This is a genomic window from Microbispora sp. NPDC046973, assembly GCF_040644495.1.
In the GTDB taxonomy this organism is placed as follows: domain Bacteria; phylum Actinomycetota; class Actinomycetes; order Streptosporangiales; family Streptosporangiaceae; genus Microbispora.
This window is the reverse complement of record NZ_JBEYWQ010000004.1, coordinates 296689-314468: the sequence shown is the minus strand read 5'-3', so window position 1 is coordinate 314468 and position 17780 is coordinate 296689. Positions and strand designations below refer to the sequence as shown.

Genomic DNA, 17780 nt, shown 5'->3' with positions numbered 1-17780 from the left:
AGGCGTCAGGGCCGGCGCTCAGGATCGTGTGGCTGCTCAACGCTTCCGTACAGGTGGAGCAGGGGGCTGTCAGGCCTGCTGAGGGGAGAATTCGGGCCGCAGACCCTTGGCACGCACCTCGCGGGCCGGCGGAGAGGGAACGAACGGCTCCGCCTCGACCAAGTGCCGGCGAAACCACTCGGCCGCGATGCCCATGGCCTGGCCGAGTCCGGGTTCCACCGACAGGCCACGCTCGTCGTAGGGCAGGATCTCAAGGAGTTTCGGTTCGCGTGCCCGCTCGTAGGCGTCCAGAACCTCGTCGATGTCGTGAGTGAGATCCTCACGCCCGGTAACGATGAGGAGCGGCCGGGGGGCGAGGCGTTCGAGGAACGCCTCCGGCGCCCACAACAGTATCTGGGCCAGTGACTCAGCCTCTACCTCGTCGTCGAAGGTCGGGAAGACCTCCTTGGCCAGTGCCAGGTAGTCCACGATGTGCGGGTCGCCGGTGCCGAGCAGGGGCATGCGCATCCCGCTGCCGGTCTCGTACCGCTGGCGCAGATCCTGGTCGACCACGTCGAGCAGGCCCTGGACGCCGGCCCGGCCACGGGCCTTCTCCATGGCTCGCCAGCCGTTGAACATGCTGGGGTTCTGGCAGGCGACACATCGGACTCGGCGGTCGATCGCGGCCGCCTGGATCGCCACGGTTGCGCCCAGGCTGTGCCCCCACAGCCCGATCCTGGCCGCGTCGACCTCGGGGCGGCCTTGCAGATAGGTGACGGCATTGCGGACGTCGTCGACGTAGCGGTGCGGGAAGACCTGGCCGCGCGGGTGGCCCTCACTGGCGCCGATGGTGCGATAGTCGATCGCGAGCACGGCGAAGCCGGCCCGTGTCAGGTAGGCGGCGCCGGGCGCCAGAGCCTCCTTCACCATGTGGACGCTGTGCCCCATCACCACGCCGGGCACCGGCCCGTCGGCTTCCCGCGGCAGGTGGAGGTCGGCCGCGCAGCGTACGTCGCCGCTGCGGAACGTGATGTGCTCGATCGTCATCGTGTCACTTCCGTGGAGAGTGGAGGGGTCCAGTCCCAGAGCCGGGAGCTCTTGCGGCGGGCCACGCCGGAGGAGGCCAGACGGGTCATCGTGGTCATGAGCCGGTAGGTGGCGCCGCTGGTGGACAGGCTGAGCCTGGGGTCGGTCCTCGCCATGCGCTGCACCTGCTGGGTGCGCGGGCGGCGGGCCTGGTCGTAGCGGTCGAGAGCCTGCGGGACGGAGGTCACCCGGGCCGTCTCGGCCGCGAGCACGACCGCGTCCTCCAGTGCCTGGCAGGCGCCTTGCGCCAGGAAGGGAGTCATCGCGTGGGCGGCATCGCCCAGCAGCGCGATGCGGCCCTTCACGTAGCTGGGCAGGGGGTCCAGGTCGTAGATGTCGTGACACAGCACCGCTTCGGGCCGCGTGGCGGCCAGCAGCGCCGGGATCGGGTCGTGCCAGCCGCGGGTCCTGGACGACACCTCCCCCAGATCGTCATCGAAACGCAGCCCCGGCTCCTCCTGGCGCACGGTGAGGAACCAGAACACCCGCTCACCTACCAGAGGATGCGCGCCGAACCGGGCGCCGCGCCCCCAGGTCTGAAACCCGCTCACCGGCCAGACCGCGCCCGGCTCTGTCACCCCGCGCCAGCACAGAATGCGCTGGAAGACAGGCTCGGGCGCGTCGGGCCAGACGCCGCGGCGTACCGTGCTGTGAATGCCGTCGGCCCCGACCAGCAGATCGGCCCGCAGCTCGGAGCCGTCCCGGCAGGTGACCGTGACGCCGCCGCCGTCCTGGCGGACGCCGGTCACCTCGGTGCCGGTACGGATCCGCTCGGCCGGTACGTGCCGGGCCAGCACGCGCTGCAGATCGGCGCGGTGGTTGGCGAGCAGCGCCTGATCAGCGTCCGGCTGGAACCTCACCAGGTAGGTCCCGTCCGGCAGCCGCATCGTGGCGCCCGCCTCGGTGGGCACCGAACAAGCCCGGAACTCCTCGCCGACGCCAAGGGCGTCGGCCGCGCGCAACGCGTTCGGCGCGAACGACCAGCCGGCGCCCACCTCGCCCAGTTCCCGCGCCCGCTCCAGCACGGTCACGTCCCACCCTCCGCGCAGCAGGCCGACGGCCGCGGCCAGCCCTCCGATCCCGGCCCCGGCCACGATCGCGGTGCGACCCCGCTCAGCGTTCATCAACCTCTCCCTCGTGCTGCGGCCCGGGCATGCTCGCGAAGGCCTTGTCCATCCAGTCGAAGACGTTGTGCGCCGCGCGCAGCCGCCCGGTGCGCGCAGGATCGGAGCCGGCCAGCTCCATGCCCGCCGCGGTGATCTCGCGGAAGGCGGCCAGGCCCGCCACCCTGCGCCGGATGACCCGTTCCCAGGCGTCATCGTCCACCTGGTAGTAGTGGGTTTTCTGCCCGGGACGGGTGCGACGGCGCACGAACCCGGCGTCGATGAGCAGACGCATGCTGGTGGCCAGCGATGCCCTGCTCGCCCCGATCGCCTCGGCGATCTGACCCGCCGACTGCTCCGGCGGGTCACAGATCATCAACCAGGCCAGCACACGGCCGGCTATGGGCGGGACGGCATATTCGTCGATGCAGAAGGCTGCCGCCCGCTCGACCCACTCAAGGAGCCGCTTCCTGTCTTCTGCCATCCGCTCACCTCCACAATCTTCTATAAACTTCAGTATGTACTGAATATTGTGTCGAAACAAGAGATCGTGAGGGGGTGTTCTGTCTCGTCGGACTTGAGAAGTTCCCTGCTGCCGGTCCGGCCGGCCCAACCGCCCCTCCGAGCCGACCGGCTCACCGACCGTCTGGCCTGAGCGGCAAGAGCAGGCAAGAAGAGCGTTTACCGGACCGGCGTCAGAGTCGCTCCACCGTAGAAGCAGGGGCCGCCGCCCCCCACGTGTCACTGATCGTGTTTGGCGATGGTGAGCAGGTGGCCGCTGACCCCGAGCAGCGACGGCACCGATTCCATCGAGCGCTGCGCGTCGAGCAGGAGGACTCGACGCTCCGGGTCGTCCAGCCAGTCTCCGACGTCGCCGTACAGCCAGAAGGCGCCTTCCAGGCCGTACCGTTCGATCGGGAAAGCCGGCGTCGGCCCGGCGCTTCGTCGGGGTCGTGGAAGTAGGCGGAGCCACCGCTGGGTCGTCGAGCGCACGGTCTCCTGGCTTGGTCGGCGGCCGCCGCTTACACCGACGCTACGAACGCCGGGCAGACCACTTCCCAGCCTTCGTCGCCATCGCCGCAGCCCTCATTTTGCTACCGCCGACTATCCAAATGAGTCATCGTCTAAGCGCTCAGCCCCGGGGCCTCCGTGAGGCACAGACCGAGCTGGGTGTACAGCTCCAACTGGTCGAAGTACTCCCGATGGGTCTTGATCTTGCCGTCCTCGATGAAGGACGCGCAGGTGCCGCGGAAAGTGACCGGACGACCGGTGCCCTCCAGTTCGCGCCCGTTCGGCAGCAGAACAGGCCCGAGGTGCGTGCCCGTGGCCGTCCACTCCACCATCAAGGGCGCCTCGCAGGTGACGGCTTCGTACCACACGATCAGCCGGAAGTCGGGAAAACTTTTGAAGATCTGCTCGTACATCCACCCGATCTGCTCATGTCCCTCGGCCACACCGAAGGGCGAGACGAGGACGGCGTCCGGACTGAAAGTATCGAGCACGGCCTCGAGATCGTGTTCGTTGAGCGCGTCGGCCAGCCGGCGTTTCACAGCCCATGGATCGGACATGACGACAGTCCTTCGACGGTCGGTTTGTAACGCAGTCCAACAACTTTAGCCAGAGGCCGGTCAGGCGCTGCCCACGATTACGCCGCCGGAGCACCACGAGCGGGTTCCGGTTCTCACACGGTTACGCCATTTGCGCACGCCATTCCGCACGGCGGTTCCGGCGGCGTCCGGCTGACCGCGCGTCGGCGTCTCCAGGTCCCCGTCCGCCGCGTGACCTGCGTCTTTGTGGGTAGGCCAATCACAGCGGAGGGCCGAGGGGGTGGCAGGATGCGATCGTCGATCAGTCTCGGCCGCGTGGGCGGGGTCCCGGTCGGGCTCAACATCAGCGTCCTCGTGATCGTCGTGATCCTGGTGATCGGGCTGGCCTTCGGGCGCTTCCCCATCGCCTTCCCCGGTCTGCCCACGGCGGCGTACGTTCTGGCCGCGGTGGTGTCGGCCCTGCTCTTCCTCGCCTCACTGCTCGCGCACGAGCTGGCTCACGCGATCGTCGCCAGGCGGCACGGGCTGGAGGTCAACGGCATCACCCTCTGGCTGCTCGGTGGGGTCGCCGAACTGCGCGGGGAGCCCCGCTCCCCCGGCGCCGACCTCAAGATCGCCGGGGTGGGGCCGCTGACCAGCGCCGTGCTCGGCGGCCTCTTCGCCCTCGTGTCCTGGGGGCTTTCGGCCATCGGGGCGCTGCCGCTGATCAGCGGGATGTTCGCCTACCTGGCCGCGGTGAACGTGCTGCTGGCCGTGTTCAACCTGGTGCCCGCCGCGCCGCTGGACGGCGGCCGGGTGCTGCGCGCCTTCCTGTGGGCCCGCTGGCACGACCGCATGCGCGCCGCCGTGGCCGCCGCCCGGGCCGGCCGGGTCTTCGGCTACGCCCTGATCGCGCTCGGCTTCCTCAACCTCGTCTCCGGTCTCGGCCTCCAGGGGTTCTGGCTGGCTCTGATCGGCCTGTTCCTGGTGAACGCGGCCACCGCGGAGGAGCAGCAGACGCAGATCGACGCCGCCCTGCACGGGATCACGGTGGGCGAGGTCATGTCGCGCGACCCGGTCGTCGCCCATCCCGACGAGACCGTGGCCGGTCTGATCGACCGGCTCGTGCTACGCCACCACCTGTCCACCTATCCGCTGCTGGACGACGGCGGCCGGTTCGCGGGCCTGGTGACGCTGGGCCGCGTCCGGCGGGTGCCGCCCGACGACCGGGCGATCACCAGGTTGCGGGACATCGCGTGCCCGCCGTCGGACGTGCCCGCCGCGCGCCCCGGCGACCAGCTCACGGAGTTGCTCCAGCGGATGAGCGGCGGCGCGGACGGCCGGGCGGTGGTGCTGGACGACGACGGCCGTCTCGTCGGCCTGGTCACCCCCACCGACATCAGCAGGACCATCCAGACGGTGGACCTGCGGGCGCACGAGCCGTACCGGACGCCGCGCGGGGCCGACCTCGCCCCGCCCCCTCCCGGGGGCCGCACCCCCGGAGGCCCTCACCCCGGCGGACCCACTTCCGGCGGCCCGGCCTCCGGGGGCCCTGCTCCGGGTACGCTCCCGCCGGCCGGTCGCCGCGACGCCGCCTGAACGCCGCCGGGCCCTGCGTCACCCGGCACAGGTCGCCCGGCCCAGGTCGTCCGGCACAGGTCGTCCGGCACAGGTCACTCGTCGGCGGGCTCCTCGACGTCGTCGGGTGAGTCGGCGCCGGGAGCGTGCCAGTCGCCGGACGCGCCTCCGTCCAGATCCTCCCCGGGCTCCACGTCGGGTGACTGCGCCAGCGGCGGCAGCCGGTCCGGAATCTCCGGTCCCGGGTTGTCCTTCGGCATGGCCTCCTCCTCGGGCTGCTGCCTCTCCGTCTTCGCGTACCCCCGGGCGGCGCGGACATTCGGTCGGATCGCAGGACGGGCCGCGGTAGCCGAAAACAGAGACGCGAGCCGTGTTGAAAGGGAGACCAGGGGTAGGCGGACCGTGCGACCGTACCGGACAAAGCGGTCGTAACTGATAGAGGCAGGCTCTCAAGGAGGTGGGGATATGACGATCGTCGACGACACGGCGGTCGAACGACGGCGGCTGCGGTTCGAGCGGGACGCATTGCCGTACATCGACCAGATCTATGCCGGCGCCCTACGGCTCGCCCGCAACCCCGCCGACGCCGAAGACCTGGTGCAGGACGTCTACATGCGGGCCTTCAGCAACTTCCACCAGTTCCGCGAGGGCACGAACCTGCGGGCATGGCTGTACCGCATCCTGACCAACACCTACATCAACACCTACCGCAGGCAGCAGCGGCAGCCGCAGCGATCCGCGACCGAGGACGTGGAGGACTGGCAGCTCGCGGAGGCGGCCTCGCACACCTCGTCGGGCCTCAAGTCGGCTGAGGTGGAGGCCCTGGAGGGGCTGCCCGACTCCCGCGTGAAGCAGGCGCTGCAGGAGCTGCCCGAGGACTTCCGGCTGGCGGTCTACCTCGCCGACGTGGAGGGCTTCGCCTACAAGGAGATCGCGCAGATCATGGACGTCCCCATCGGCACGGTCATGTCGCGCCTGCACCGGGGACGCCGCCAGTTGCGGACGAAGCTGGAGGACTACGCGGCCGAACTCGGCCTGCTCCGGTCGGCGAGCGCCGCCGCACAGGACGGCGAGAAGACCTAGGCGAAAGGGGCTCAGGCGTCCTCGCGCTCGGGGTTCTCCAGCCGGAAGAAGTTGCTCGGGCTGCCGTCCTTGCGGTGCTCCTGGTAGATGAAGTTGAGCTTGCGCTCCTCGAACGTCGTGAACCACTCGTCCCAGGAGATCTCCTCCAGGTCTTCGCCGCCGTAGCCCGGGAAGTCGAACCGGAGGACTCCGGGGCGGCCCTCGTGCTCGGTGCCGGGGACGGTGGCGGGTCTCGCGTCCCGCTCCTCGGCCCACCGCCTGATCACCTCGTGGTCGGTCGTGACCAGGCTGCGGCCCGGGCGCTCCTCGTGCTCGTCCGCAGAGGAGATCTCCTGCTCGTACTTGTGCTCGCCGGTGACCGGGTGGTGCTGCTCGGACATCTCGACACCTCCCCCTCGTCCTCCCTACCCCGCGCCACCGGCCTTCATCCTGAGGCCCTGCCCGGCAGCCGCACCCAGGCGGCGGACTCCTCCCCCGGCGCGTACGCGGAGTCGAGGCGCTTGCCCACCACTCCGGGCAGGCCCTGCTCGGCCGCCGCCCGCCGCACCGCGTCGGCGTCCCCGGGCCAGGACGGCGCGGTCTGCCAGCGCGGCCCGTTCACCGCGAGGTCCTCCAGGCCCGCGCGGCGGCGCTCGAACGGCTCGTCCAGCAACGACCGGCCGTCGTCGTAGAGCAGGTCGTAGGCGACGTAGACGGGGGTGCCCGCGAACGTGACGACCTCACCGTCGAGCACGGCCGCCCTGCTGCCGAACGACTCGGCCAGCGGGCGCAGCCAGCGGTGCTCCCCCGTGACGTCCGCGCCGGCCGCGTCGCGCAGCGTGAGCCTGCCGCCCTCCACGTACGCGAGCGCCCGCGCGCCACCCCACCAGAACTCCCAGGCGTACGCCTCCGGGTCGCGCGGCGCGCGGGCGCGGGTCACCGGCGTCATCGGCGCGAGCGAGGCGGGCGGAGGCTCCCACTGCCCGCTGGGCGGGTCCATCCGGTGGATCATCCAGTTGCGGCCCCGGGTCTGGAACAGCACGTAGCGGCCCGCGACCCGGGAGCCGCTCAGCACGATCTTGACCTCGCGGTCGCTCCACTTCTCGGTCGCGTAGTGGCCGCGGTCCCAGATCGTCATCGTGCCGCCGCCGTACTCGCCCTTGGGGATCTCGCCCTCGAACCGGGCGTACTCCATGGGGTGGTCCTCGGTGTGGACGGCGAGGTGGTTGGTCGCGGGGTCGGGCGGCAGGCCCTTGGGGATCGCCCAGGAGACCAGCACCCCGCCCCGCTCCAGGCGCAGGTCCCAGTGGAGAGATCTGGCGTGGTGCTCCTGGATGACGAACGTGTCGTCCTCGCCCCGCGGCAGCGGCCCTTCGGCGGGAATCGGCTCCCTGGTGCGCGTCGCGTCGCGCTTGGCCCGGTAGGTCTCGAGTTTGTCCGCCATCCCACTGGTCCTACCCATGGTGTGACTCCCCGTGGGTGACAAGCGTGTCACCTTGTAGCGACATGTCCGGTTAAGGACTTCGTGACCACTTGGTAATTGGGCATCACTATCGTCACGCAGCATGAGTTCAGCGATCAGGCTGACCGCGGGCGCCGGCGTCGTGGCCCTCGGTCTCCTCCTGCCCGGCACCCCCGCCACCGCGGCCCCGAGCCACACGGTCAAGATCACCGTCATGGCCAGCTCCGACATCCACGGAAACGCGCTCAACTGGGACTACTACAAGAACGCGGAGTACGACGACAGCGCGCACAACGACGTGGGCCTGGCGAAGATCTCGACGATGGTGTCGCAGATCAGGGCCGACCGCGGCGCCGACCACACCCTGCTTTTCGACTCCGGTGACACCCTTCAGGGCACGCCGCTGGACTACTACTACGCCAAGGTCGAGCCGATCACCTCGACCGGCGAGGTCCACCCCATGGCCAAGGCCATGAACGCCATCGGGTACGACGCCGTGACGCTGGGCAACCACGAGTTCAACTACGGCCTGCCGCTGCTCGGCGCATGGGTCAAGCAGATGAAGGCGCCGGTCCTCGGCGCGAACGCCGTCTCGGCCACGACCGGCCTTCCGGCCTACCGGCCGTTCGTCATGAAGACCATGAAGGTCGAGGGCGAAAAGCCGATCAAGGTGGGCGTGCTCGGCCTCACCAACCCCGGCGTCGCGATCTGGGACAAGGCGAACGTCGACGGCAAGCTGAAGTTCCTCGACCTCGTCGAGACCGCCAAGAAGTGGGTGCCGGTCATCCGCGGCCTCGGCGCCGACGTGGTCCTGGTGACCGCCCACGCGGGCGACAACGGCCTGTCGTCCTACGGCTCCGACCTGCCGGTGGAGAACGCCGCCGCCATGGTCGCCGAGCAGGTGCCCGGCGTCGACGCCGTCCTGTTCGGCCACGCGCACAACGACGTGCCGCAGCGCTTCGTCACCAACAAGGTGACCGGGCAGCAGGTGCTGCTGACCGAGCCCAGCAAGTGGGGCCAGCGCCTCAGCGTCGTCGACTTCACCCTCGCCAAGCAGCGCGGGAAGTGGACGGTGACCGGCAAGTCGTCCACCACGCTCAACACCAACGCCGTGGCCGAGGACCCGAAGATCGTCGCGCTCATGAAGGAGCAGCACGACAAGACCGTCGGCTACGTCAACAAGGTCATCGCGCAGTCCACCCGGGAGCTGTCGGCGGCCGAGTCGCCGTACAAGGACACGCCGATCCTCGACTACATCCAGAAGGTCCAGACCGACCTCGTCAGCAAGGCCATCGCCGGCACCGCCGACGCGTCGCTGCCCGTGCTGTCGATCGCCGCGCCGTTCAGCCGCACCGCCGTGTTCCCGGCCGGGCCGGTCAGCGTCCGCGACATGGCCGGACTGTACGTCTACGACAACACGCTGCTCGGCATCAAGCTGAACGGCGCCCAGATCAAGGACTTCCTGGAGTACTCGGCGAAGTACTTCGCCCAGGTCGCCCCGGGCGCGCCGATCGACCTCGGCACGCTCACCAACGCCGGCGGCACGCCCGACTACAACTACGACCAGCTCTCCGGCGTGACGTACGACATCGACATCTCCAAGCCGGTCGGCCAGCGCATCACCGGCCTGTCCTACCAGGGCAAGCCCGTCACCGCCGGCCAGCAGTTCGTCGTGGCCATCAACAACTACCGCCAGTCGGGCGGCGGCGGCTTCCCGCACGTCTCGACCGCCCCGGTGGTCTACAACGCCCAGGTGGAGATCCGCCAGGCGCTGATCGAGTACGCCGCCGCGACCGGCACCATCGACCCGGCGACGTTCGCCGAGGCGAACTGGAAGCTCGTCCGCGACGGGGTTCCCGTCTTCGAGAAGTGACGGACGGGGGTGGTCCGCGTCCCGGGCCGCCCCCTTCCTTCTGAGCGGTCGTACTCAGACGATCCGGGTGATCCCGCTCATGCCCGCGCGCCGGTCCTGCGGCGACACTGACGTGTCAGAACGCCGAGGGAAAGGGTGGCCGTGAGCAGAAGCGGGATCGTCCTTCTCGCGATCGTCTCCACGATCGCGGGAATCGTCCTGGTCTACGTGGTGGACGTGCCGCTGCGGGTGGTCGTCTCGCTCGGCTTCGGAGCCCTGTGCCTGCTCTGGCTGATCGTGCTCCTGACGGTGCCGTGGAACCTGTATTTCCAGGCTCACGCCCTGATCCACGAGATACGGGTCAGCCGCGAGCGCGGGGTGGAGGTCTCGCCGGAGCGCGAGGCGGAGGCCCGCCGCATCGCGGTGCGCATGCGCCGGGCGGCCGTCGTCGCCCACCTGCTGTCGGCCGCCCTGCTCGCGGTCGTCACCTACTTCTCCGGCGAAACGGTCGGCTACTACTTCGTCGTCTTCTATCTGCTCGCCACGTTCTTCAGGCCCGCCGGAGCGTGGTTCTCCCACCTGCGCAACCGGATGACCACCCTGCTGGAGGAGGTCCGGTATCCCCGTGAGGACGTCGTCACGCTCGTCGAGCGTGTCAAAGCGCTGGAGGAGCGAACCGAGGAGTCCGAGGCACGGGCCGCCGAACTGGCCGAGCGCCTCGACGCTCTCGGCTCGGAGACGCGTGCCGGGTTCCACGCGGCCACGGCGCGCGCGGACGACCTCGACCGCCGGCTCGACGCCGTCGGCAGGAGATTCGAGGACTCCCTCAGCCGTCTCACCGACAACCAGGAGGTCCTGTCGGGCATCAAGGCGTTCCTCCGCCTGATCAGATCCGAGACGGCGTAGTCCGCGAGATTTCCCGCCGCGCCCTGTAATCGGGGGCTCCGAAGTGGAACTACTGGGTATGGAAGACCCCGAAGAACGCTTCACCGAGCTGTACGACCGGCATTACCGGAACGTGCTCGGGTACGCGCTGCTCCGCGCCGAACGGCAGTCGGCCGAGGACATCGCGAGCGAGACGTTCCTGATCGCCTGGCGACGGCTCGCCCACGTGCCGGAGCACCCCCTGCCGTGGCTCCTCGCCGTCACCCGCAACCTGCTGCGCAAGCAACGCCACCTCGACATGCGGCAGCTGCGGCCGGTCACGTCGCCCCCGGAAGGGGACGTGGCCGACCAGATCAGCGAGCGGCAGGCGGCGCTCGACGCCCTCACCCGCCTTTCCGGTGCCGACGCGGAGGCCCTGATCCTCACGAGCTGGTACGGCCTCGGCCCCGCCGAGGCGGCGAAGGTCGTCGGATGCTCGGCGCGCACGTTCGCCGTCCGTCTCCACCGTGCCCGCCGGCGTCTGGCGGGCATGCTCAATCCCCCTCAGACGGTCCTTCAGGAGCAGATGCGATGAACACCGACGAACTGATCCGCGCCCTGCGGCCCGACGACCTTCTCGACGAGACCTACCACCGCCGCCGCGAGGCCGACCTCGCACGGGTCTTCGCCGACCTTCCCGCCCGCCGGCCCTCGTCCGTACGGGCCCGGCTGGTGCTCGTGGGTGCGGCGGCGGCCGGGTTCGCCGCGGTGGCGGTCCCGGCCGTCGTGGCCGGTGTCGCGGCGCCGCACACGGCGGACGAGCCGGCGGGGAGCCGCGTCGCCTCCGCGCCGCCGAGCCGCGCGACGCCCGTCGTGACGCTCGACGCGCGGTCGTTCCTCCTGGCGGGCGCGGACAACGCCGCCCGCGCGGACGGGAAGGCGGGCCGCTTCTGGTACAGCCGGCAGCGGACCTACCAGCCGCGGCCGTCGGGCCGGATCCTCGTCTCCACCACCGAGACCTGGTACGACGGCGTCACCGGCCGGGGCCGCATGACGACCGGCCCGGACACCGAGGTCGTCGCGGGCGAGAGCGCCCGGACGGCGAAGCCCACGCCCAGGACGCGGGACTTCAGGATGAAGCTGCTGTTCGGCATCGGCGGCGAGGACCTGTCCCAGGACGACCTCTGGCGGCTCCCCCGGGAGGTCGAGGGCCTGCGCCGCTGGCTCGACGCCCATCGGCGCGACGAGCCGTACGCGGACTTCGCGTTCCGGATGACACGGTTGGTGCTCTCCTCCCCGACCACTCCGGCCACCCGGGCCGCGATGCTGCGGATTCTCGCCGACCAGCCGGGCCTCTGGCTGGAGCGCGGCGTCGTCGACCCGATCGGCCGTCCCGGCACCGCGGTCGTCTCCGCCGACGGCGTGAACCGCCTGATCGTCGACGAGTCGGGGGCGCGCCTGCTCGCGGAGGAGTACAACGGCCCGGACAGGGAGGAAAGGCGCGCCGGGCGCGCCGTGTACCCAGGCGCGCGCAAGGGCGAGAAGACCGTGTACGAGACCTCGGGCTGGACCGACGAGATCGGCGACCGACCGTAGGCCACGAACCGGAAATTCCGGATTTCGTGCATGGTCCTGCCACTGCCCGATACCCTCTGCCGGGTCGAGATTGTTGGATCTTCAACGACAGGCGGGGACGGCGTGGCGCGCTCGTGGAGGGAGCTTCCCACGGGCCGGGTCGTGCACCTGCACGCAGGCGGAGACGTGCACCTGCACGCAGGCGGAGACGTGCACCTGCACGCAGGCGGAGACGTGCATCTGCACGCGGGCGGGGACGTGCGCCTGCACGGCGACCCGGACGCCGTCGCGCTGGCGGTCGACCCCCTGCCGGCCGACGCCCCCGCGCTGGTCACCTACGTCCCCCGCCCGGCCGGGACCCCCGCGGACGTGGTCGCCGACGTGCTGGGGGAGCTGGAGTCCGCCGCGCTGGCGATGTTCCCCGCCTGGCTGCCCGGGGCGGACGGCATCACCGGATCCGGCGGTGCGGCCGTCCCGGCCGTCCGCGCCCTCGCCCTGCGTGCGGGCTCCGCCGGCGGGCACTTCGCGCCCTTCCTCGCCCACCTGGCGGAACGCGCCCTGGGCGGCGAGGCCCGGGGAGGCTTCCCGCCCGAGATCCGTGCCGCCGGGCTGGCCCGGGTGCTCCGCTCGGCCTACGGGCGGCAGGAGGCCGCGATCCTCGTACGGGTTCCCTCCGGGCTCTCGCCCGCCGCCGAGGAGGCGCTGGTCGCGGCCTGCGAATGGCTGGCCCACCACGGCGGGTTCGGCGTCTGGCTCACCGGGCCGCCGCCGCGCTTCGTCGACCGGATCGAGACCGTCGACGCCCCGATCCCCGAGGAGGTGGCGGCACTCGCCCGCGAGATCGCGTCCGGCGACGCCGACGAGCCTGCGCTGCCGGCGCTCGCCTTCCCGCCTCTCGCCGGCGCGCCGCACCCCGCCAGCACCGCCGAGCGGCGGTTGGAGGCGGCGCTGTCGCCGTGCGCCTGGGCGGCGGGCCGCGAGTGGAACCAGCTCCACGCCTCAGGACCGCTCACCAACCCGATCCGCGTCGACCTGCTCTGGCGTGCCGAGCGATGCGTGGTCGAGATCGACGGCCCCGAGCATCTCGGGCCGCTCCGCCTCGCCGCGGACAGACAGCGCGACCTGCGCCTGCGCCGGGACGGCTACGCCGTCCGCCGCTTCACCAACGAGCAGGTGCTGGAACGCCTCGGCACCGTGCTCGCCGAGTTGGAGCGCTTCCTCCACCAGTGCCGCTATGGAACGCTCGAAGGGTCACTCCATGCCTGACAAACCCTTGTCCTTCTCCGCGACCTGCGCCCTCCTGATCCTGATGGCGGAGGACCGGGAGATGTCCAATCCCGAGCTCAAGGAAAAGTACGGCGTCACCATCACGGGCAAGGAGCGAACCACCCTCAACGAGGGCAAGTTCGTCGCCAGCCGCAGAACGGGACGCTCTTTCAGTCACGTGCTGACCGACAAGGGCTGGCACCACGCTTCGGAGCTCGCCCGGGACGGCATCAGCGCGCCGGGCACCGGTTTCGCCGCGGCGGCGGTCAAGGCCCTCGTCGGCAACCTCCAGCGCCACATCGCCCGGAGCGAGAACAGCCTCGCCGAGATCTTCGGGCGGGAGGAGGACCTTTCCCCGGCGACCACCGAGGCACCGGTCGACCGGCCGTCCGTCTCCGAGGCGGCGGCAGCACCGATCGCGATCGTGGAGACGCCGGCCGCGAAAGAGCCCGAGCCCGCGTCCGACGACATCGAGACGATGATCCGCAAGGCGTACGCGCAGCTCGCCGACAAGCCGAACGCCTGGGTCAGCCTGACCCGGCTGCGTCCGCTGCTCGGCGGCGCCCCCAGGGACGAGGTCGACGCCGTCCTCCGTCACATGATCGGCCTTCCCGACGTGCGCCTCGTGCCCTGGGAGAACCAGAAAACCCTCACGCACGCGGACCGTGACGCGGCGGTGGTGATCGGGGACCAGCCCAAGCATCGCATTCGGATCGGAGCATGATGACGGCCAAGGAACTGGATGCTCTGGCGGCACTGAGGTTCAACTACGCCAAGGTCCCGGACGACGTGTGGCGCCCGCTGCCGTTCCACGTCGGAAGTCTGCACCGGCATGCCGCACAGGCCGTCCTTCATGGCTTCATCGAGGCCGAGGAGAGCACCGACGCGAGTCCCATCGGCATCGTGATCGAGGGGCAGCGAGGCGCGGGTAAAACACACCTGCTCGGTTGGGTCCGTCAGAAGGTGCACGAGGAGGACGGCTACTTCTTCCTGGTCAGTCTGCTCGATGCCCGGAGCTTCTGGGAGAGCGTGCTGCTCTCCATGCTGGACAGTCTTTCCCGTCCCATACCTGGATCGGGGACCCAGCTCAAGGAGCTCTTATGGCGGCTCTGCCTGCTGGCCGAGGTACCGGAAGATGCCAGGCAGTCCGTGATCGGCGAGGCTCCGCTCTCGCGTCAGGACATGGACGTCTTCGTGCGCGCCCTTCGAATGTACGACCGGAACGTCGGCAGGGACGCCCAGGACGTTGTGAGAGCGCTCGTCCTGCGCGCGTCCCGCGACCTGTCCGCGCAGGACGTGGGCGATGCCTACCTCGCGTCCGCACTGGAAGGAGAGCCGGGCGAGCGGGCCGACTGGGGCTTCACCACGATCGCGAAATCGCCGCAGGAGATCGTCAGGGACATGTCCCGCCTCATGGCGCTGACAGGGCCTTCCGTCATCGCGGTGGACCAGATCGACGTTCTGATCGCGCAGTCGTCCATTTCCATGACGGACAACACCAAGGACAGCTGGCAGCAGGCGGCGGTCGTCGAACAGATCGCGGGTGGCCTGCTGACCCTTCGTGAGGTGACCCGCCGGACGCTGACCGTGCTTTCGTGCCTTCCGGTGACATGGGAGCTCATCCGCACGAAAGCCACCGACACGGTGCAGGATCGCTTCCGGGAGACCCTGTCACTCGACAACATCCCGGACGCGGAGACGGGCCGGGCGTTGATCGAGAAGCGGTTCGGCGCGCAGTACGGCGCGGCCGGGTTCACGCCGCCGTATCCGACCTGGCCGGTGAAGCCGGAGGCGTTCGAGGAGGCGAACCAGTACACGCCTCGCCAGTTGCTCATCCGGATCGACACGCATGTGCGGTCGTGCCTGGCGAGCGGACAGGTCACGGAGCTGGAACGGTTGACCGGCTCCCAGCCCGTCAAGGTCGTCTCCCCCTCTCCGCCACCGGAGCCGGAACCCGACTTCGGCGAGCTCGACAGGCGGTTCGCGGAGCTGCGGCAGCGGGCGGACGTGGCGGAGGCGCTGGACCCCATCACGGAGGACGTCGTGATGCCGGGGCTGCTGTCGGCCGGGCTGTCCGCCTGGATCGCCGAGCAGGGCGAGGACGGGCGCCTGTTCACCCAGGACCCTCCCCCGAGCACGAAGCCGCCCCTGCACGCCCGCCTGCGCCGGACCCTGGACGAGGCGACGGAGAACGAGGCCCACTGGTGCTTCCGGGCCATCTCCGCGTCCCATCACGTCGCCGCGCTCAACCGGCTGAAGGCCGCGTCCACGGCGGCCGGTCTCGACGAGCGGATCCCCGCCCGCAGGCTCTTCGTGCTCAGGAATCAGAGCTGGGCCAAGGGACCGGTGACGCAGGAGACCCTGGCCGCCTTCGAGCAGGCGGGCGGCCGTGTCCTCCAGATCGAGGAGGACGACCTGAGGATCTTCTCGGCGCTTCGCACCCTGCTGGTCGAAAACCCGGCGGACCTCCAGGCATGGCTCGTCTCCCGCAAGCCGACGAGCGAGGTGAAGCTGTTCGCCGAGGCACTGAGCGACGCGCCCGTTCCGCGCGTGTCCGGCGCCGGGAACGGGAGGTCGTCGCGGCCGGTCCGGTCGCCGGACCGCCCCCGGCACACCGCCAATCCGGACCGGCGTCTGCTCCAGCGGGAGGCCGTGCCACGGCTCGCGCCGCTGCCGGTGTACGGTGCGCCGTCCCCCGTCTCCGGCGACATGCCTTCCCCGGGCCCTGACACCCCGCCGTCCCCGGGCCCCGATGCCTCGCCGTCCCCCGCCGCCGAGACCGCGCCGTCCCCGGGAACCGACACCGCGCCGTCACCGGCCGTCGACGGTGAGCCGGAACGCGCCGGTATGAGCATCGCGCTTCCCCGCGGCCTGGGCGTCGGCTCGGCCGTTCCCGATCTGCAGGTCTGGCCGCCGCTGCCCGCCCCCGAGGCGTCGCCGGTCGAAGCACCGTCCACGGAGATACCGGCCGTGGAGGTGGCCGCCGTGGAGATACCGGTTCTGGAGATACCGGTCGCAGAGACGCCGGTCGCGGAGACGCCGTTCGCGGGGACGCCGGCAGTGGAGACACCGTTCGAGGTGTCCTTCGCGGAAATGCCGGCAGCCGAGGCGGCCGTTCCTCGCCCCCGCAACCCGCTGCCGGCGGACGAGGCCCCGGCGGCGCCGTACCTGACGATCGGGGCGGCGACCTCGGACGACCGGCCGGTGCGCATCCCGCTGGAGACCCTGCGCAAGCACATGGCGATCTTCGCCGGCTCGGGCTCCGGCAAGACGGTGCTGATCCGCCGCCTGGTGGAGGAGTGCGCCCTTCAGGGGGTCTCGGCGATCGTCCTCGACGCGAACAACGATCTCGCGCGGCTCGGCGACCGGTGGCCGGAGCCACCGGCCGAGTGGGGCGAGGGTGATGCGGCAAGGGCCGACGACTACCTGGCGCACACCGACGTGGTCGTCTGGACGCCGCGCAAGGAGTCGGGACGCCCGCTGAGCTTCCAGCCGCTGCCCGACTTCGGCAGCGTCGCCGACGACCCTGACGAGTTCGCCGAGGCGGTGGACGCCGCTCTCGCCGCGCTCGTGCCCAGGGCGAAGCTGGAGGCCAAGACGTCCAAGGCCCATCTGGGTCAGGCGGTGCTGCGCGAGGCCGTCGCCCACTACGGACGGCGCGGCGGCACGGGACTGGGCGGCCTGATCGCCCTGCTCGACGACCTTCCCGACGGCGTGAGCAGTCTCGAAGGCGCGGCCAGGCTCGCGACCGAGATGGCCCAGCACCTGAGGGCGGAGACGATCAGCGATCCCCTGTTCGCGGGGACCGGGACGCCTGTCGATCCGGGCGTCCTGCTGACGCCGCCGGAGGGGAAGCGGGCCCGCGTCTCGGTGATCAGCCTCACCGGCATGGCCTCCGACGCCCAGCGGCAGGGCTTCGTCAACCAACTGCAGATGGCGCTGTTCTCCTGGATCAAGCGGCATCCCGCCGGAGACCGGCCGCTCGGCGGGCTGTTCGTGATGGACGAGGCCCAGACGTTCGCACCGTCGGGAACGGCGACCGTGTGCACTCAGAGCACGCTCGCCCTCGCCGCACAGGCCCGCAAGTATGGCCTCGGCCTGGTGTTCGCCACCCAGGCGCCCAAGGGCCTGCACAACCGGATCACGGGCAACGCCGCCACCCAGTTCTTCGGCCTGCTCAACGCGCCGGCCCAGATCACGGCCGCGCGAGAGCTGGCCAGGGCGAAGGGCGGCGACGTCCCCGACGTGGCACGGCTGCGGTCCGGCCAGTTCTACGCGGCGTTCGAGGGCGGGTCGTTCACGAAGGTCCGTACGCCGCTGTGCCTGAGCCACCACCCCAGCAGCCCCCTGACGAGCGAGGAGGTCGTGGCCCGGGCGAACCGGTCCTGAAAGCGCGGAGCCGGCGCTCGCCCTCGGGCGCCGCGCCG

The 17780-nt window shown here is 70.8% G+C and carries 17 protein-coding genes and 1 pseudogene; 10 read left to right on the top strand and 8 right to left on the bottom strand.

Annotated elements, in window-relative coordinates; all coding sequences use genetic code 11:
* Positions 1 to 69: 69 nt before the first annotated feature.
* From ABZ860_RS11425 to ABZ860_RS11410, 4 genes are all read right to left on the bottom strand, one after another.
* Entirely contained in the window at positions 70 to 1026 is a 957-nt protein-coding gene (locus tag ABZ860_RS11425; RefSeq protein WP_357218358.1) for an alpha/beta hydrolase, read from the bottom strand.
* Positions 1023 to 2189: an FAD-dependent monooxygenase gene (locus ABZ860_RS11420; RefSeq protein ID WP_357218356.1), complete on the bottom strand. Its 1167-nt coding sequence runs from the start codon at positions 2187 to 2189 to the stop codon at positions 1023 to 1025. The genes ABZ860_RS11425 and ABZ860_RS11420 overlap by 4 nt, the downstream gene beginning before the upstream one ends.
* Positions 2179 to 2652, bottom strand: coding sequence for a transcriptional regulator (locus ABZ860_RS11415; protein ID WP_357218353.1), 474 nt, complete (start codon positions 2650 to 2652; stop codon positions 2179 to 2181). The genes ABZ860_RS11420 and ABZ860_RS11415 overlap by 11 nt, the downstream gene beginning before the upstream one ends.
* A 257-nt stretch (positions 2653 to 2909) precedes the next feature.
* On the bottom strand, positions 2910 to 3161 hold the full coding sequence (locus tag ABZ860_RS11410; protein ID WP_357218800.1) for a hypothetical protein: 252 nt from the start codon (positions 3159 to 3161) through the stop codon (positions 2910 to 2912).
* On the opposite strand from ABZ860_RS11410, the pseudogene ABZ860_RS11405 reads away from it, so the two are divergent.
* A pseudogene (locus ABZ860_RS11405) lies at positions 3139 to 3284 on the top strand (IS5/IS1182 family transposase); the annotation flags it as partial. The gene ABZ860_RS11410 and the pseudogene ABZ860_RS11405 overlap by 23 nt on opposite strands.
* A gap of 8 nt (positions 3285 to 3292) precedes the next feature.
* On the opposite strand, the gene ABZ860_RS11400 reads toward ABZ860_RS11405, so the two are convergent.
* Positions 3293 to 3736 carry an ester cyclase gene (locus ABZ860_RS11400; protein ID WP_357218350.1) on the bottom strand — a complete coding sequence of 148 codons (444 nt, stop codon included), beginning with the start codon at positions 3734 to 3736 and terminating at the stop codon, positions 3293 to 3295.
* Positions 3737 to 4003: 267 nt separating this feature from the next.
* Between ABZ860_RS11400 and ABZ860_RS11395 the strand changes: the two genes are divergently transcribed.
* Complete coding sequence (locus ABZ860_RS11395) at positions 4004 to 5293, top strand: site-2 protease family protein (protein ID WP_357218349.1); 1290 nt, start codon at positions 4004 to 4006, stop codon at positions 5291 to 5293.
* A gap of 74 nt (positions 5294 to 5367) precedes the next feature.
* Here the strand turns inward: ABZ860_RS11395 and ABZ860_RS11390 are convergent, their stop codons facing one another.
* A complete protein-coding gene (locus tag ABZ860_RS11390) occupies positions 5368 to 5532 on the bottom strand; it encodes a hypothetical protein (protein ID WP_357218347.1) in 165 nt (54 codons plus the stop codon).
* A 205-nt stretch (positions 5533 to 5737) separates the two neighbouring features.
* On the opposite strand from ABZ860_RS11390, the gene ABZ860_RS11385 reads away from it, so the two are divergent.
* Positions 5738 to 6355: a sigma-70 family RNA polymerase sigma factor gene (locus ABZ860_RS11385; protein ID WP_357218344.1), complete on the top strand. Its 618-nt coding sequence runs from the start codon at positions 5738 to 5740 to the stop codon at positions 6353 to 6355.
* A gap of 11 nt (positions 6356 to 6366) precedes the next feature.
* On the opposite strand, the gene ABZ860_RS11380 is transcribed toward ABZ860_RS11385, so the two are convergent.
* Positions 6367 to 6735, bottom strand: a complete 369-nt coding sequence (locus ABZ860_RS11380; protein WP_357218342.1) for a hypothetical protein — start codon at positions 6733 to 6735, stop codon at positions 6367 to 6369.
* A gap of 44 nt (positions 6736 to 6779) precedes the next feature.
* Complete coding sequence (locus ABZ860_RS11375) at positions 6780 to 7796, bottom strand: DNA polymerase ligase N-terminal domain-containing protein (RefSeq protein ID WP_357218340.1); 1017 nt, start codon at positions 7794 to 7796, stop codon at positions 6780 to 6782.
* A gap of 103 nt (positions 7797 to 7899) precedes the next feature.
* On the opposite strand from ABZ860_RS11375, the gene ABZ860_RS11370 reads away from it, so the two are divergent.
* The 7 genes from ABZ860_RS11370 to ABZ860_RS11340 all read left to right on the top strand — a co-directional run bounded on the left by ABZ860_RS11370 (position 7900) and on the right by ABZ860_RS11340 (position 17742).
* Positions 7900 to 9669 carry a 5'-nucleotidase C-terminal domain-containing protein gene (locus ABZ860_RS11370; RefSeq protein WP_357218338.1) on the top strand — a complete coding sequence of 590 codons (1770 nt, stop codon included), beginning with the start codon at positions 7900 to 7902 and terminating at the stop codon, positions 9667 to 9669.
* A 141-nt stretch (positions 9670 to 9810) separates the two neighbouring features.
* Positions 9811 to 10554, top strand: a complete 744-nt coding sequence (locus ABZ860_RS11365) for a hypothetical protein (protein ID WP_357218335.1) — start codon at positions 9811 to 9813, stop codon at positions 10552 to 10554.
* Positions 10555 to 10612: 58 nt separating this feature from the next.
* Positions 10613 to 11107, top strand: a complete 495-nt coding sequence (locus ABZ860_RS11360) for a sigma-70 family RNA polymerase sigma factor (RefSeq protein WP_357218332.1) — start codon at positions 10613 to 10615, stop codon at positions 11105 to 11107.
* The gene (locus ABZ860_RS11355) at positions 11104 to 12108 is read left to right on the top strand and encodes a hypothetical protein (RefSeq protein WP_357218330.1); all 1005 of its coding nucleotides are present in this window, start codon (positions 11104 to 11106) and stop codon (positions 12106 to 12108) included. The genes ABZ860_RS11360 and ABZ860_RS11355 overlap by 4 nt, the downstream gene beginning before the upstream one ends.
* A gap of 102 nt (positions 12109 to 12210) precedes the next feature.
* Complete coding sequence (locus ABZ860_RS11350; RefSeq protein ID WP_357218328.1) at positions 12211 to 13353, top strand: DUF559 domain-containing protein; 1143 nt, start codon at positions 12211 to 12213, stop codon at positions 13351 to 13353.
* Positions 13346 to 14077: a hypothetical protein gene (locus ABZ860_RS11345; protein WP_357218325.1), complete on the top strand. Its 732-nt coding sequence runs from the start codon at positions 13346 to 13348 to the stop codon at positions 14075 to 14077. Before ABZ860_RS11350 ends, ABZ860_RS11345 begins: the two co-directional genes overlap by 8 nt.
* Entirely contained in the window at positions 14074 to 17742 is a 3669-nt protein-coding gene (locus ABZ860_RS11340) for a DUF87 domain-containing protein (RefSeq protein ID WP_357218322.1), read from the top strand. The genes ABZ860_RS11345 and ABZ860_RS11340 overlap by 4 nt, the downstream gene beginning before the upstream one ends.
* Positions 17743 to 17780 lie beyond the last annotated feature (38 nt).